The sequence below is a fragment of the Flavobacterium sp. PLA-DH12 genome (genome assembly GCF_059511845.1).
Map to the genome: position 1 here is coordinate 14,919 of NZ_JCAMPD010000002.1, position 15,227 is coordinate 30,145.

Genomic DNA, 15,227 nt, shown 5'->3' on the forward strand with positions numbered 1-15,227 from the left:
TAAAATCATCTTTATAAGAAACAACATATTTTGTTTAGTATACAGAAATAAAATATTTTCAACTGAAAAACAATTCAGAATAAATTGATCTTGATGCAAATAGCAAGTTTTGTTTAATTCTAGAAGATACCCTACAAGTAATTTTATATTTTTTCTTCAAATGGAATATTGCTGTCAAAAATTTCACTCAGCAAATTAGCAATTTCTTCTAAGTAAGAATTCAGTATCTGTGGCGTTACTATCACATCCAACTCTTTTTCTTCTTTGAATCCAAAAGGTAAAAAACCAGATTTTAAGTTTTTGAATGAAATAATACCAACTTCAATTGGAAGTCCGCCTGCTTCTTTTTCAAACATATAGGCATACGCTAAAACTTGAATTATTTTATCATTTTTAAGCTCTTGAGTCAATCCGCTCCATGTTTTCAAGACAACATTAGCTTTCTCAACTTTTCCTGTCTTATAATCAATAATTCTAATTCTTCCGTCTCGGCGTTCAATACGATCGACATTTCCTTTAATCAAAACAGGAAATGGCAGTTTCGGATGAACAAACTCGCGCTCAAAAGTTTGTTCTAATGCAATAATCTGAATTGCTTCATTATTCTTTATAGACTCTAATTCCATTTTCAGAAAATTAGAAACATTTCGTTTCGCTACTTCAAAAGCCAGAAGATTTCGTCCTTTTTTGATTTCTCCTTCCTTGTAAACTAGTTTAAACTGCTTTAAAACTTCGTCATCCAATAATTTGAAACAATTGAGAAGATCTGTCTCCGAAATAAATTTCCCTATAAAAGGTTCGTATAGCGCTTTTAAGGTTTCATGAATAATCGTCCCCAAAGTATTCAAGGCTATATTTTCCTCAACCTCTTCCACTTCACGAATTCTTAATATTTTTTGAAAATAAAACTCAATCGGATTTCTAATATAACTGGTCAATGCAGACGGCGAAAAGCCATTAACGGCAATTTCTTTCAACCGTTCCATTACCAAATCAGATTTAGGAACAGAGATTGGTTCGTATGCTGTATTTGGCAATTCTGGATTATAGATATCGAAAGTAAGATTATGACGTGATTTTTTTTCTACTTCTAACTGTGTAATAAAACGGCTTCTTTCACCAGCATCCAATCCGTCATTTTCTGTATTATAAATCAAATAAATATTTTTCGCTCTTTGAAGCAAATGATAAAAATGATACGTATAAATCGCATCTTTTTCTTTAAATGTTGGAAGTCCTAACTCTCTTTTGACATCATAGGGAATAAATGAATTCTGAGATTTTCCAGCAGGAAATTTTCCTTCGTTCATAGAAGTTATAATCACCGTTTCAAAATCTAAAACACGACTCTCTAAAACCCCCATAATCTGCAAACCCCTTAACGGTTCACCCTCAAAAGACACTTCTGCCAAATCTATAATTTGCTTGTAAATTGAATGCAGTGTATCAATATTATCAATATGATGATGTTTTGAATAATAATTTATTAGCTTATTAATTACCTTAAAAACGCCATAAACAAAAGTTTTGGCAATTTTTTCTTCTTCATTATCATTACTAAAATGTTCCTTGATGACAATTAGTAAAGCCGAAATATTCTTTAAAACCGCAATAGATCCACTCTCCCATTTTTCAAATAATAAATTAAAAAAATCCGAAGGTTCCGGATGAAGTTCCAGAATTTTATGATGCGTAATAAACGTATAATTATTCTCTTTAATAATTCTTACCAACCTTTGTGCATTTGCATAAGGCTCAACCAAGGGATGTGTTAAAATATCAAGTACATCTTTATAGTAAAAAACATAACTTCCGCCTTTTCTGGAAAGTGCATTGGTATGCATTTTAAACAATTTAGCAACAAAAATCTGCGAAGGATTATTCTTTCCCGAATATCCCATTGTAATATTTAGCGCTCCAACTGAAGCAGGAAGCGAATACAAAACCGGAACTAATAAGTTTTCCTCACCAAGCACAACTGCAACTTTATCTAAAGCAGCATCAGGATTTTGATCGATTAAATTTTCAATTATACTTCCAGCCAATTTGGCTTGCCCAATTGTTTTAGGAGTTCCAATAACCTGAATATTTTTTGGCTCTGAAAAATCATCAACGATCCACTCAAAAACATTTGACTTATAATGTTTCCAGCTTTCTTTAAAACGCCTCAAAAAGAGTCCCGCATCGTGATACGGATCATTTAGAAATGACTGATCTGCATCCCAATAAATTTTGGCTTGATCTAGCGCCAATAAATGTTGCACAATTTTTTCTTCAGCAGCATTCAAAGCATTGAATCCAGCAAAAATAAAAGTGCGATTTCCGATTGTATTCGAAAAATGATTCAGGTTATTTACCGCTTCTCGATAAATCAGCCCTTGATATCCAATCGATTTGAACAGCAAATGACTATATAAAGACTCATAATAAATCGGTAGCAATTTCCAGAAATCAATATAATTCTCTAAAAGTTTTGTTTTTTGATCAACTTCAAGACCCCATCTTTTTATGTCTTCAATATCTTTTAGATAAGATAATACATGTGAAGGATCTAAAAGATATCGGTCAATTTCATTAAAATCCTGCAAAAGGGTTTTAGCCCAATTTGCAAACAACTCAAATGACTGCTGGTTATTTTTTTCTGTAATGGATAAATATACCTCATAGAATTCGAACAAAAGCTCGATCGAATCAATAGAACGAATTGACGCGACATCTTGAACAAAATCTTCTATACTAGTAATCTGTGGCGCAATTATAGTTTTTGACGTTGCATTTTTAAGCGCTTCAATCAAGAAAACTTTTGCCCTTTTGTTAGGAAGAATTATAGTTATTTCTGAAAGTTTCCCTATATAATCCTGAATTACGATAGAGGCAATTTTTTGAAGAAAAGAATCATTTACCATAGTATAAAAATAAAAAAAGCCATTCAATTAAGAATGGCTTTTCCTTTTTATTTAGAAACTAAAATTATAGTTTTCCTTGGTATTTAGAACCAATGTGTCTAATTTCAGTTCTTCTGTTTTGTGCTTTACCTGCAGCAGTTTTGTTACTTGCAACTGGTTTAGAAGATCCAAATCCTTTAGCTTCTAAGTTTTCTGGATTAACACCTCTTTCGATTAAAGCATTTTTCACAGCGTCAGCTCTTTCTTGAGAAAGTTTGTCGTTCACTTTAGCAGAACCTGTACTATCTGTGTGTCCTTCGATAGAGAATTTCGCGTTTGGATAGTTTTTAAGGATTTCTTTAATTGCATCTAATCTAGCTGGAGTTTCTTTGTCACCAGTTTTGAAAGTAGCTTTTCCTGAGTTGAAGTAGATTGCTCTAGCTTGAACTTTAAGATCTTCTAACGCCTCAGAAGTTACTTCTGGACATCCTCTGTTACTAGCAGGACCTGCAACTGTAGGACAGTCGTCATCTTTGTCAGCAACACCATCTTTATCAGCATCTAAGAATGGGCAACCACCATTTTCTTTAGGACCAGCAACTGTAGGACATTTATCGTCTTTATCAGCGATTCCGTCACCGTCAGTATCAGGACAACCTTTTAAAGCAGCTAAACCAGCAACATCTGGACAAGCATCATCTTTATCAGCAATTCCGTCTCCGTCAGTATCAGGACATCCGTTTAATGCAGCTAAACCAAATACATCTGGACAAGCGTCAGAAGCATCAACGATTCCGTCACCATCAGTATCAGGACATCCGTTGAATTGTTTTAAACCAGCAACATCTGGACAAGCATCATCTTTATCGTAGATTCCGTCTCCGTCAGTATCTTTACCTCCGAATTTGAAAACTAAACCAGCTGTGTGTTGAAAAACAGATCTGTCATAAGTTTTATCTTCATTAGCAGCAACAGCCCATTTGTACTTTGTAGCTAACTCTAAACCAATAGCATCTGTAAACCAAAATGTAATACCAGCACCTGGGTTAACAGTTCCAAAACTGTTATCTCCAAAGAAAGTATAACCTCCACCAACAGATAACGAAGGATCAACCACTTTAGATTTGATTAATTCTTGGAAGCTGTATTTGATAGTAGCATCAATTCCATAATACATTAAATCCCCAGGATTAGTTACTACGTTACCTCTACCATCATGAGCAGGATTACTTGGATCAAAAGTAACAAATTTATCAATTTTGTTCACAGAACCTTGTAAACCAACTGAGAAACCATGACCAACATATCTATTTACTCCAATGTAAGATAGAGAAGGAAGAATATTCCAGTTGTCTTTTACAGCGAATGGTTGAGAGAAGTGCTGATCGAAAAATCCACTTCCTGAACCTGAACTTGTTCTAGTATCCACAGCATTAACCCCGAAAGAGATCGCCCATGGATTGTTACTGTCTTGCGCGTGAGAACTTAAACCCATCGCCATCAATACAGCAACTAAAAGTTTGTTAAGATGTTTCATACTTAATTTTTTTAATTACAATTTAGTTAATTACAAGCAAAAGTAACACCAAATTTTTTAAATACAAAATGAAATGTTAAAAAAAACCTACAAAAATTTAACGGAAGTGGTAATTATATAACTTTTAACATTTTACCGACAACTGTAAAGGCATTTATAGCTTTATCCAAGTGCTCTTTTTCATGGGCCGCAGATAGCTGTACACGTATTCTCGCTTTATCTTTTGGAACCACAGGAAAGAAAAACCCAATAACGTAAATTCCTTGTTTCAAAAGTTCGTTGGCCATTGTCTGAGATAATTTTGCATCATACAGCATAACAGGAACAATTGCAGAATCTCCATCAATAATATCAAAACCTGCTTTTTTCATACCTTCTTTAAAGTAGTTGGTATTCCACTCTAATTTATCACGAAGCGCTGTATCTTTTTCCAATAATTCAAATACTTTAATTGAAGCGCCAACAATTGCTGGTGCCAATGAATTTGAAAATAAATAAGGCCTTGATCTTTGGCGCAACAATTCGATTATTTCTTTTTTCGCAGTAGTATATCCACCCATAGCTCCACCTAAAGCTTTTCCAAGAGTTCCTGTAATGATATCCACTCTTCCCATTACTCCTTTTGCTTCAAGAGTTCCTTTTCCAGTCGCTCCGATAAAACCAGCCGCATGACACTCGTCTACCATTACCATCGCATCATATTTATCAGCCAAGTCGCAAATTTTATCTAATGGCGCAACTAATCCATCCATAGAGAAAACTCCATCAGTTACAATCAATTTAAAACGAGCTCCCGCTTCATTTGCTTTTATCAACTGCTGCTCTAGATCTTCCATATTATTATTTTCATAACGATATCGAGCCGCTTTACACAAACGCACCCCGTCAATAATAGAAGCGTGATTTAAACTGTCTGAAATAATTGCATCATTTTCACCTAACAAAGGCTCAAACACACCTCCATTAGCATCAAATGCAGCCGCATACAAAATAGTATCTTCTGTGCCGTAAAAATCAGCAATCTTTTTTTCTAATGTTTTATGAATATCCTGTGTTCCGCAGATAAAACGTACAGACGACATTCCAAAACCATGCGTATCCATTGCGTCTTTTGCCGCTTGGACCACTTCTGGATGCGAAGAAAGCCCTAAATAATTATTCGCACAAAAGTTCAACACTGTTTCTCCCGTCGAAATTGTAATTTCAGCACCTTGTGGAGAAGTGATAATTCTTTCCTTTTTGAAAATTCCATTTTCTTCAATTGTCTGCAATTCTTTTTGCAAATGTTCTTTTATTTTACCGTACATTTTTTTATTTGTTTAAAACGTTAAAAATTAACAACTTAACCAAAATTAAGCTTCGTTTTTTCTTTAACATCTGATTAATTTTTTCACAAATTTACTACTTCAATTTCTTCGCCAATATACACAAGAGCCTTTTTTAACACCTTGTACCCCAAATCTTCAATTGCATCCTGATAGTCTTGAATTTGCTGCTGATACTTAGCATTAGATACCCCTGTTTTATAATCCAGCAGATAAGCTTCTTTACTATCTAAAAACACAACACGATCAGGCTTTAAAATCCTTCCTTCTTTCTGAACAATCGTTTGCTCATTCAATACAGTATGATTCCCATCAAAACACACACTAAGTTCCGGATGATTTACAATTTCTTTCAAGGTCTGCAACACTTTATCAACTTGATCATAAGTTATCAAACCGTTTTCAAGTGATTTTGCAACCGCCAAATCAATATCTGATTTATCTCTAACAAAAGCCAAAATTTCATGCACTATGTTTCCATACGAAATCGCTTCTTGTTGATGCGTTCCCCACATTAGAGCTTCGCGTTGGGCAATTTTAATGTTTTTAGGATTCAAAACCTCTCTTACGATCGGAATTGATTTAACAACATCGACAGTTTTAGAAGATTTCGACAGCCTAGTCTTAATTCCAAAATCGTAATCCAACTTTTCTTCATCATAAACCCCTTCATGAATCAAGAATTTAATAAAAAAGGAAGCCATATTATTTGGATACTCACCATCAGTTTTAGCTTTCAACGATTGAGAAATAACATACAACTGCTCTTCGGCGCGAGTCAGAGCAACATAAAGTACATTTATATTATCTAAAAGCTCTTCTTGCTTTTTTAAATTGAAAACTGCCGATGCACTTTCTCCAAAACCTTCAACTGCACTGCTATTATCAACCAATGCTTTTGGAATCCCTAAATCTATTTCCTCAGTATCAAGCCACAATTTATCTTTTGGTTTTCGATTATAATCTTCATCTGCAAACGGCATAATTACAACTGGAAATTCCAAGCCTTTTGATTTATGAATGGTCATGATTCGAACAGCATTATTTCCTTCTGGAGACGGAATACTAAATTTCTCTGCATTCTTATCCCAAAAGATTAGAAAATCTGCAACTCCGGCTTGATTTCTAATATCTCTTTCTAAAACAATATCCAAAAAAAACTGCACATAGGCATTTCCTTCTGACGGAAGAATAAATTTAGAAATAATAATTTCAACCGCTTCATACAAAGATTTTTTGCGAACATCTTCAAAAGAAAAAGAAACATCAAACGTTAGCAGCCATTCTTCAAAATCTTTTTCAAATCGATGATTCATTCCCATCGCAATAAAATCATGGATAGGCATAGACAGATCTTTGGTTGAAGCTAAGAAATGTAAAAAGTTAGCTTTTGACTCTAAATCTGAGCTATTATTTAAATATCTAAGAAGATGAATTATAAGACGAACTTCCGACGCATTTTGAATCATCAAAGTTTCTGAAGACAGCAAAGGAACTCCCTGTTCTGTCAAATAGTTTGCAATTGCAATTCCCTGATCTCTTTTTCTGGTCAGAATTACAATATCTTTATATTCAAAACCTTGCTTCACAACTTCTTGAATTGTATTTAAAGTAGCCAGAACATACAAATCTGATTTCTCCACCACATCGTCTTCATCAGCAAAATCATTTTTATCGATAATTGGAAGAAACGAAATATTTACATAACCGCCTTTCTTCGAATTGGTATTTTGAAAACTATGATTCTCATAAAGATTCTTATAATCTTCATTTGAAAATTCACTAGAAATCAATTTAAAAAAAGCGTTATTAAACTCAATAACTTCGCTATAACTTCTGTAGTTTGTATCTAGATGCTTTACTACTTTTTCATGATGAAAAAAAGGTATCTCTTCTTTACTCAGCTCGATAAACTGCTCTGCTTTTCCTCCACGCCAGCGATAAATAGATTGTTTCGGATCTCCAACAATCATAAGAGTCCCTTTTTTTCCAAAATCATCCAAACCAGAAAGCGAATTATCAATTAGCGGAATCAAGTTCTGCCACTGCATTTCTGAAGTGTCTTGAAACTCGTCAATAAAGAAATTGCGATAACGCTCACCTAAACGTTCATAAATAAATGGCGCTGGCTGATTTTGAATCTCACGGTGAATTATCGCATTGAATTCCGAAATAGACAAAACGTTCTGTTCTGATTGAATTTTTGCAAGTTCATTACTTACTGTATTCAACAAAGAAAGTGGAGTAATATTTTTTAGAAAAGCTTTATAGAAATCTCTTTTTTCAAAGTTCTGATAAACCTCTTTTAGTATCTGAAGTAATTCTGGAATAATATTTTCGATTAAAGCTCGATCCTTTGCCGTTTTATTAATGGCAATATCTTCAAACTCATGAAAGGTTTTATTCTTTGGATTAAACTTTCCGTCTCGAATACTTTGCAAATGATTTGGAAAAGTTCCTCTCGAAAATGATTTTTGATCGATTCCGTTTTTATCGATTAACTCAATTGCTTTCGTTGCAAGACCTTCATTAGTTTCTTCAAGTTCTTTACAAAGCACCTGCATTTTCTTTTTAATTTCAACAAACTCTCCAATTGTTTTGTTTTGAAAATGCAGAATCTCATTTCGATTATTTTCATTCAAAACCAATCTTCCTGTATCGAGAATTTCTCGCGAGATATCCCAGCTTTTGTCATCATCGGTTTTTTCCATTGTAAAATCGATGAGCAATTTGGTCAATGTTTCGTCTTCACCCGCTTGTGCAATAATGGCATCAACAGCTTCAACCAATAAATTTTCGGTATCCAATGTAACCTCAAAAGTCATTGGAAGATTTAAGTCATGCGCAAAAGCACGGATAACTTTATGGGTAAATTTATCAATGGTAGAAATATCAAAAGCAGCATAATTATGAATTAAGTGCTTAATAATTTGCTGCGACTTGGTTTTAATTTTAATAATCGAAAGTCCAGTATCGCGAGAAAGATCCTCCATCAAATCAGCCGCTTTTGGCGACGGATCGTCTTTTGCAAATTCGGACAGGTTTCCAACAATACGGCTTTTCATTTCATGAACCGCTTTATTGGTAAAAGTTATGGCTAGAATATTTCTATATGCATCGTTTTTTGGAGAAGAAAGAATAATTTTTAAATATTCTTTTACCAATGTATACGTCTTTCCTGATCCCGCAGAAGCATCATAAATGGAAAAAGACGGACTTTGCATAGTTTGATTTTTTTGTATTGTAAAAATAATACAATAATATTAAATGCCAATAATGAAAAATTCCAAATTCCAATATCTATTTATTGCGAATGCCTTAAATATTGGAATTTGGAATTTTGAGAATTTTGGAATTTATGCGTGTTTTGGGAAAGCTCTCCTATTGAAAACCAAAAGTATGCCTACACCTGTAGAAATTGCAACATCAGCTACATTAAAAATAGCATTAAAGAATGCAAAATGTTTTCCTCCAAATAAAGGAAGCCATTCAGGAAGATTTCCTTCCCAAATAGGAAAATAGAACATATCTACTACCAAACCATGAAACCAAGTTCCGTATGGGGCTGGAGAAAAAATTGTTGCGAGATTATGAGTACTATCATCAAAAATAACTCCGTAGAAAACAGAATCGATAATATTTCCTGCTGCTCCAGCAAAGATTAATGCAATGGCAACAACTAAATATGTAGAGTGACGTTTTTTTATTGAATCAGAAAGCCACCAGCCAATTCCGAAAACAGCAAAAATCCTAAAAACCGTTAGAATTAACTTTCCATATTCTCCAGGTATTTTTGTTCCCCAAGCCATTCCTTCGTTTTCAATAAAATGAATTCTAAACCAATCTGCAATTACAACTTCTTCGCCCAGAACAAAATTTGTTTTGACATAAATTTTAGAAAGCTGATCAACAATTAAAACTAGAAATATAAGGAAATACGCTTTTCGTAATGACATTTTATGATTTTTTGATGGGCAAAAATAACAATTAAATCAAAAAAAACGCTCCTAATGGAGCGTTAATTCTTTTCAAACAAATCAAACAAGTTTATCTGCTAATCTAAACCTTGTAAAGTTTACTTTTTCACAGCAGCTTTTGCTGGAGTTTTCGGGCTGTCGGAGAAAAATTCTGAAATCGACTTAAAAATCCCTTTGCTTTCTTTTCCGGCAGCCAGTTTCTTAGCTTCACCCTTTTTTACATCTGCTTTAAATTTAACACGCAGTTTTTCAAATTCTTTCATTCTGCGTTCTACATCAGAGATTACTTCTTTGAATTTCAATACTTTAGCCATAATGTAAGTTTTTCGTCGTAAATAATTAAAATTATTACTGATTTGGTACTACAATGATACATAATTTAATTTATATTTGTTAATAAAAATTAACACTTGTTTAGGATAGCATGAATTAATTTTTAAAAACGAATACCAACACAAACTAAATTTAACATTCCTCCCAAAATCCTACAAATCATGAATGAAATCACAACTACACTAAATGACTTCCTTGTCAGCACCAAATCTACTGCAGCATTAATTTTAAACGGAAAAGGAAAACTCATTACCTCCTTAAATCTTGACTATGGCGACAGTATTGCCGCAATGAGTGCAGCTATTTTATCTATGAGCGAAAAATTCTTAATTGATTTAGAAAAAGGCTCTTTAAAACAATTGTACCTAAAAAGCGCCGAAGGCGTTATTGTTGGAAACAAAATAAGTGGTTCTAACTTTATCGTTGCTTTTTCTAAAGAGGGAAGCAATCTAGCATTATTAATGCGTTCTACAGAAGAAGTTTCTGCTGAATTAAGCAAAAATTCACTATTGAAATAACATAAAATTCTATTAACAAATAACCCAAATGAACTATGAGCAATGATTTTTTAAACGTGTTTTTAAACGAAATGAAAACTAACGTAAACGGCTTTATCGCTGTAGCAGTAACAGAAATTGAATCTGGATTAAGCTTTGGAAATTTAACTATCGATCCGGGCTTTGATCCTGAATTAGCTGCTGCCTATAACTTAGAAGTTGTAAAAGCTAAATTGAGTGCCGTAAAAGCACTAAACTTAAACCAGGACATCGAAGATATTTTGATTACGCTATCGAATCAAATTCACATTATCGATATTTCTCCGAACAAAAAATTCATGATCTATCTTGCTGCAGATGCTTCAAAAGCAAATTTAGGTATGACAAGAGCTATTTTAAGAAAACACAAAGCAGACGTTGAAAAAAATCTAGCATAATGATGTAACAATTTTACTTTTAAAAACCGCCATTCATTAAGGCGGTTTTTTTTATGCTTACTCCTAGGTAATTCTACTTGTTTTATTCTTACAAAAAAAATCAACATTAAAATTAATTAATTTTGACTAGTTATAAATAATTTCTTTCAATAACAGCTTGTAGCTTCAAAACAAAGCTTCATCAAACATTAAACAAAAAAAACGCTCCTAAAATTAGGAGCGTTTTTCTATTTGATAAGATATTTTTATAATTATCTCTGCAAATTTTTAGCTTCGATACTCATTGTTGCATGAGGAACAATTTTAAGCCTTTCTTTGCTGATTAATTTACCTGTTACTTTACAAATACCGTATGTTTTATTTTCAACACGGAATAAAGCGTTTTTTAAGTCACGAATGAATTTCTCTTGTCTGATAGCCAACTGAGAGTTCGCTTCTTTTGACATGGTCTCACTTCCTTCTTCAAAAGCTTTAAAAGTTGGAGAAGTATCGTCAGTTCCGTTATTCAAATCGTTCATATAGGCACTTTTGATCAAATCAAGATCTTCTTGTGCTTTTTTAATTTTTGCTTGGATTATTTCTTTGAACTCCGCTAAGTCAGCGTCTGAGTATCTTGTAATTTCATCTATCATGGTATTATACTTATTTTGAAATTAATATCATTGTTCTAATATCATCAAACTCAATTTCTGTGCCGTTTTCTAAAACATCCACAAAAACCAAATCATCTGTTAATGTCTCAGACTTAATATAGTCTTCATTTTTGGAAACTGCATCTTCTAAAATGCCATCTCTCTTTATCTGTACTTTGATCTTATCAGTAACTTCAAATCCTGAATCTTTACGGATATTCTGAATTCTGTTTACTAATTCTCTCGCGATACCTTCATTTTTCAATTCTTCAGATATTGTGATGTCAAGTGCAACGGTTATTCCGTTTGAATTTGCAACCAGCCAACCTTCAATATCTTGTGATGTTATCTCGACGTCTTCTAATGATAAAGTTACATTATTTCCAGAAATAACAATATCTAGCGTTCCCTGCTTGTCCAGCTGGTTGATCTGCTCTGGCGAAAAACCCTGTATCTCCTTGGAAATCAGACCCATATCTTTCCCGAAACGTGGCCCAAGAGCTTTAAAATTAGGTTTGATTTGTTTTACCAAAATACCTGAAGCGTCGTCTAAAAGTTCAATTTCTTTCACGTTTACTTCGGCTTTTACTAGGTCAGAAATCGCTTCAATTTCAGCTCTCTGATTCTCGTCAAGTACTGGAATCATTACCTTTTGCAAAGGTTGACGTACCTTGATCATTTCCTTTTTTCTAAGTGATAAAACCAAAGAAGAGATTGTCTGCGCCTTCTGCATTTTGCTCTCTAACGTTTTATTAACAAAGTTTTCGACAAATTTCGGGAATTCAGCCAAGTGAACACTAGCAAAATCCTCGGTTCCCGTCGAAGCAGTCAAATCTCTGTACAATTTATCCATAAAAAATGGAGCTACTGGAGCGCTTAATTTACTGATTGTTAATAAGCAAGTGTAAAGCGTTTGGTAAGCTGCAATTTTATCTTTAGCATATTCCCCTTTCCAGAAACGACGACGACATAAACGAACGTACCAGTTACTTAGGTTTTCCTGAACGAATTCAGAAATAGCTCTTGTCGCTTTTGTTGGCTCGTAATCTTCATAACATTCGTCAACAAATTTCACTAAAGTATTTAATTCAGAAATAATCCATTGATCGATTTCTGGTCTTTCGTTTAACGGAATCTCAGCTTCTTCATATTTAAATCCGTCGATGTTAGCATATAACGAAAAGAAAGAGTATGTGTTGTATAAAGTTCCGAAGAATTTACGGCGAACCTCAGCAATTCCTTCAAGGTCAAACTTTAAGTTATCCCACGGATTTGCATTCATAATCATGTACCAACGTGTGGCATCAGGACCGAATTCTTCAATGGTTTTAAACGGGTCTATAGTATTTCCTTTACTCTTAGACATTTTAATTCCGTTTTTATCTAAAACCAAACCGTTTGAAACTACGTTTTTATACGCTACTTTATCAAAAACCAAAGTTCCGATTGCGTGTAATGTATAAAACCATCCACGTGTTTGATCTACTCCTTCTGCAATGAAATTCGCAGGAAAATCTTTGTTTCCATCAATTTTATCTTGATTTTCAAAAGGATAATGCCATTGTGCATAAGGCATTGCTCCAGAATCGAACCACACGTCGATCAAATCGCTTTCGCGTTTCATTGGTTGGCCTGAAGCCGAAACCAACGTAATTTGATCTACAACATTTTTATGCAAATCAATTAAATCATAATTTGATTCAGACATATTTCCGATTTCAAAACCTTTAAACGGATTTTCTTTTTGAAAACCAGCTTCTATAGATTTTTCAATCGCATTGTACAATTCTTCAACAGAACCGATAATAATTTCTTCTTTTTTATCTTCTGTTCTCCAAATTGGCAACGGAATTCCCCAATATCTAGAACGAGATAAGTTCCAGTCGTTAGCATTTTTAAGCCAGTTTCCAAAACGTCCTTCACCAGTAGATTTAGGTTTCCAATTGATAGTTTCGTTCAGGTCGAACATTCTATCTTTTACATCGGTTACTTTGATGAACCATGAATCTAGGGGATAATATAATAACGGCTCGTCTGTTCTCCAGCTGTGCGGGTAACTGTGCACGTATTTTTCAACTTTAAAAGCTTTGTTTTCTTCTTTTAAACGAATTGCGATTTCAACATCTACCGATTTCTCTGGCGCTTGTCCTGCATCATAATATTCGTTTTTCACATATTTACCTGCAAGTTCACCAACATGAGAAGTGAATTTTCCTTGTAAATCAACTAACGGAACTGCATTTCCTTCTTCATCCAAAACCAACATTGGCGGCACTTCCGGTTTTGCTTCTTTTGCTACTTTAGCATCATCTGCACCAAAAGTTGGCGCTGTATGCACAATTCCTGTTCCATCTTCTGTAGTAACGAAATCTCCAGAAATTACTCTAAACGCATTTTCAGCATTTTGATATGGCAATACATAAGGCAATAATTGCTCGTAACGGATTTCTACTAAATCTGCTCCTTTTGCCTCAGTTAAGATTTTGTAAGGAAGTTTTTTGTCGCCATTTTTAGCATTGTCAAAATCAGCATCATCTTCACTTACGAAATATCCTTTTCCGAATTGTTTTCCAACTAAGTTTTTAGCCAAAATCACATTGATTGGCTCAAAAGTATATTGATTGAAAGTTTTAACTAAAACATAATCGATTTTTGGTCCAACTGTCAAAGCTGTGTTCGACGGAAGTGTCCAAGGAGTTGTCGTCCAAGCCAAAATGTGAATATCTCCAAAACCTTGTAAAAAGCTTGGAAGTGTTTCTGGTAAAGTTTTGAATTGCGCTACAATTGTAGTATCTGTAACATCTCTGTAAGCTCCAGGCTGATTTACTTCGTGAGAAGACAATCCTGTTCCTGCTTTTGGAGAGTAAGGCTGAATCGTGTATCCTTTGTACAACAAACCTTTATCATAGATTTGCTTTAAAAGCCACCAAACCGATTCCATATATTTTGGTTTATAGGTTACATACGGATCTTCCATATCTACCCAATATCCCATTTTTTCGGTCAAGTCATTCCATACGTCGGTATAACGCATAACGGTTTTTTTACACGCTTCGTTATATTCTTCAATAGAAATCGTTTTGCCAATATCTTCTTTAGTAATTCCTAATTCTTTTTCGGTACCTAATTCTACAGGCAAACCGTGAGTATCCCATCCAGCTTTTCTTTTTACTTGAAAACCTTTTTGAGTTTTATATCTGCAAAAAATATCTTTAATCGCACGTGCCATTACGTGGTGAATTCCAGGTAATCCGTTTGCTGAAGGCGGACCTTCAAAAAATACGAAAGGCTCAGCACCTTCGCGAGTTGTTACACTCTTTTCAAATATATTTTCTTTCTTCCAAAAATCAAGAACTTCAGACGCTACAGTTGGCAAGTCAAGTCCTTTGTATTCAGTAAATTTTGTACTCATTTTATCCTTTTCTTAAACGAGGTGCGAAAGTAAGAAATTTTGAACTATTGACCGCCAATTTCCTTAAATTTCACAAACTTTTGTTGAGATAATAGATACAAAACATAAGAATTGGTTACTTTCTGACATTATTCTCATTTTTTTGAGTGTAATAAATCAAAAAACAACCAATTCTTAAAGCAGCTTCTAATA

General features: G+C 33.9%; 10 protein-coding genes. 2 read left to right on the plus strand and 8 right to left on the minus strand.

Annotated elements, in window-relative coordinates:
- Positions 1-143: 143 nt before the first annotated feature.
- The 6 genes from AC5ZCW_RS03315 to AC5ZCW_RS03340 all read right to left on the minus strand — a co-directional run bounded on the left by AC5ZCW_RS03315 (position 144) and on the right by AC5ZCW_RS03340 (position 10,038).
- On the minus strand, positions 144-2,906 hold the full coding sequence (locus tag AC5ZCW_RS03315; protein WP_496117922.1) for a PD-(D/E)XK nuclease family protein: 2,763 nt from the start codon (positions 2,904-2,906) through the stop codon (positions 144-146).
- A gap of 64 nt (positions 2,907-2,970) precedes the next feature.
- Positions 2,971-4,422 (minus strand): OmpA family protein, encoded by a 1,452-nt coding sequence (locus AC5ZCW_RS03320; protein ID WP_343541080.1) that lies wholly within the window; start codon positions 4,420-4,422, stop codon positions 2,971-2,973.
- A gap of 113 nt (positions 4,423-4,535) precedes the next feature.
- Positions 4,536-5,729 (minus strand): glycine C-acetyltransferase, encoded by a 1,194-nt coding sequence (kbl, locus tag AC5ZCW_RS03325; RefSeq protein ID WP_095928393.1) that lies wholly within the window; start codon positions 5,727-5,729, stop codon positions 4,536-4,538.
- An 83-nt stretch (positions 5,730-5,812) separates the two neighbouring features.
- Positions 5,813-8,971, minus strand: a complete 3,159-nt coding sequence (locus AC5ZCW_RS03330; protein ID WP_496117925.1) for a UvrD-helicase domain-containing protein — start codon at positions 8,969-8,971, stop codon at positions 5,813-5,815.
- 132 nt (positions 8,972-9,103) lie between these two features.
- Positions 9,104-9,703: a lipoprotein signal peptidase gene (locus AC5ZCW_RS03335; protein ID WP_343541078.1), complete on the minus strand. Its 600-nt coding sequence runs from the start codon at positions 9,701-9,703 to the stop codon at positions 9,104-9,106.
- A gap of 119 nt (positions 9,704-9,822) precedes the next feature.
- Complete coding sequence (locus tag AC5ZCW_RS03340; protein WP_496117927.1) at positions 9,823-10,038, minus strand: hypothetical protein; 216 nt, start codon at positions 10,036-10,038, stop codon at positions 9,823-9,825.
- A 180-nt stretch (positions 10,039-10,218) separates the two neighbouring features.
- On the opposite strand from AC5ZCW_RS03340, the gene AC5ZCW_RS03345 reads away from it, so the two are divergent.
- Together AC5ZCW_RS03345 and AC5ZCW_RS03350 are read left to right on the plus strand one after the other, a co-directional pair.
- Positions 10,219-10,575: a roadblock/LC7 domain-containing protein gene (locus tag AC5ZCW_RS03345; protein ID WP_091494460.1), complete on the plus strand. Its 357-nt coding sequence runs from the start codon at positions 10,219-10,221 to the stop codon at positions 10,573-10,575.
- Between the two features lie 35 nt (positions 10,576-10,610).
- Positions 10,611-10,991 carry a hypothetical protein gene (locus AC5ZCW_RS03350; protein WP_281634131.1) on the plus strand — a complete coding sequence of 127 codons (381 nt, stop codon included), beginning with the start codon at positions 10,611-10,613 and terminating at the stop codon, positions 10,989-10,991.
- 251 nt (positions 10,992-11,242) lie between these two features.
- Here the strand turns inward: AC5ZCW_RS03350 and AC5ZCW_RS03355 are convergent, their stop codons facing one another.
- Both AC5ZCW_RS03355 and ileS read right to left on the minus strand, forming a co-directional pair.
- Positions 11,243-11,623 carry a TraR/DksA family transcriptional regulator gene (locus AC5ZCW_RS03355; protein WP_012022792.1) on the minus strand — a complete coding sequence of 127 codons (381 nt, stop codon included), beginning with the start codon at positions 11,621-11,623 and terminating at the stop codon, positions 11,243-11,245.
- Between the two features lie 10 nt (positions 11,624-11,633).
- Positions 11,634-15,035, minus strand: coding sequence for an isoleucine--tRNA ligase (gene ileS / locus AC5ZCW_RS03360; RefSeq protein ID WP_496117931.1), 3,402 nt, complete (start codon positions 15,033-15,035; stop codon positions 11,634-11,636).
- Positions 15,036-15,227: the final 192 nt, after the last annotated feature.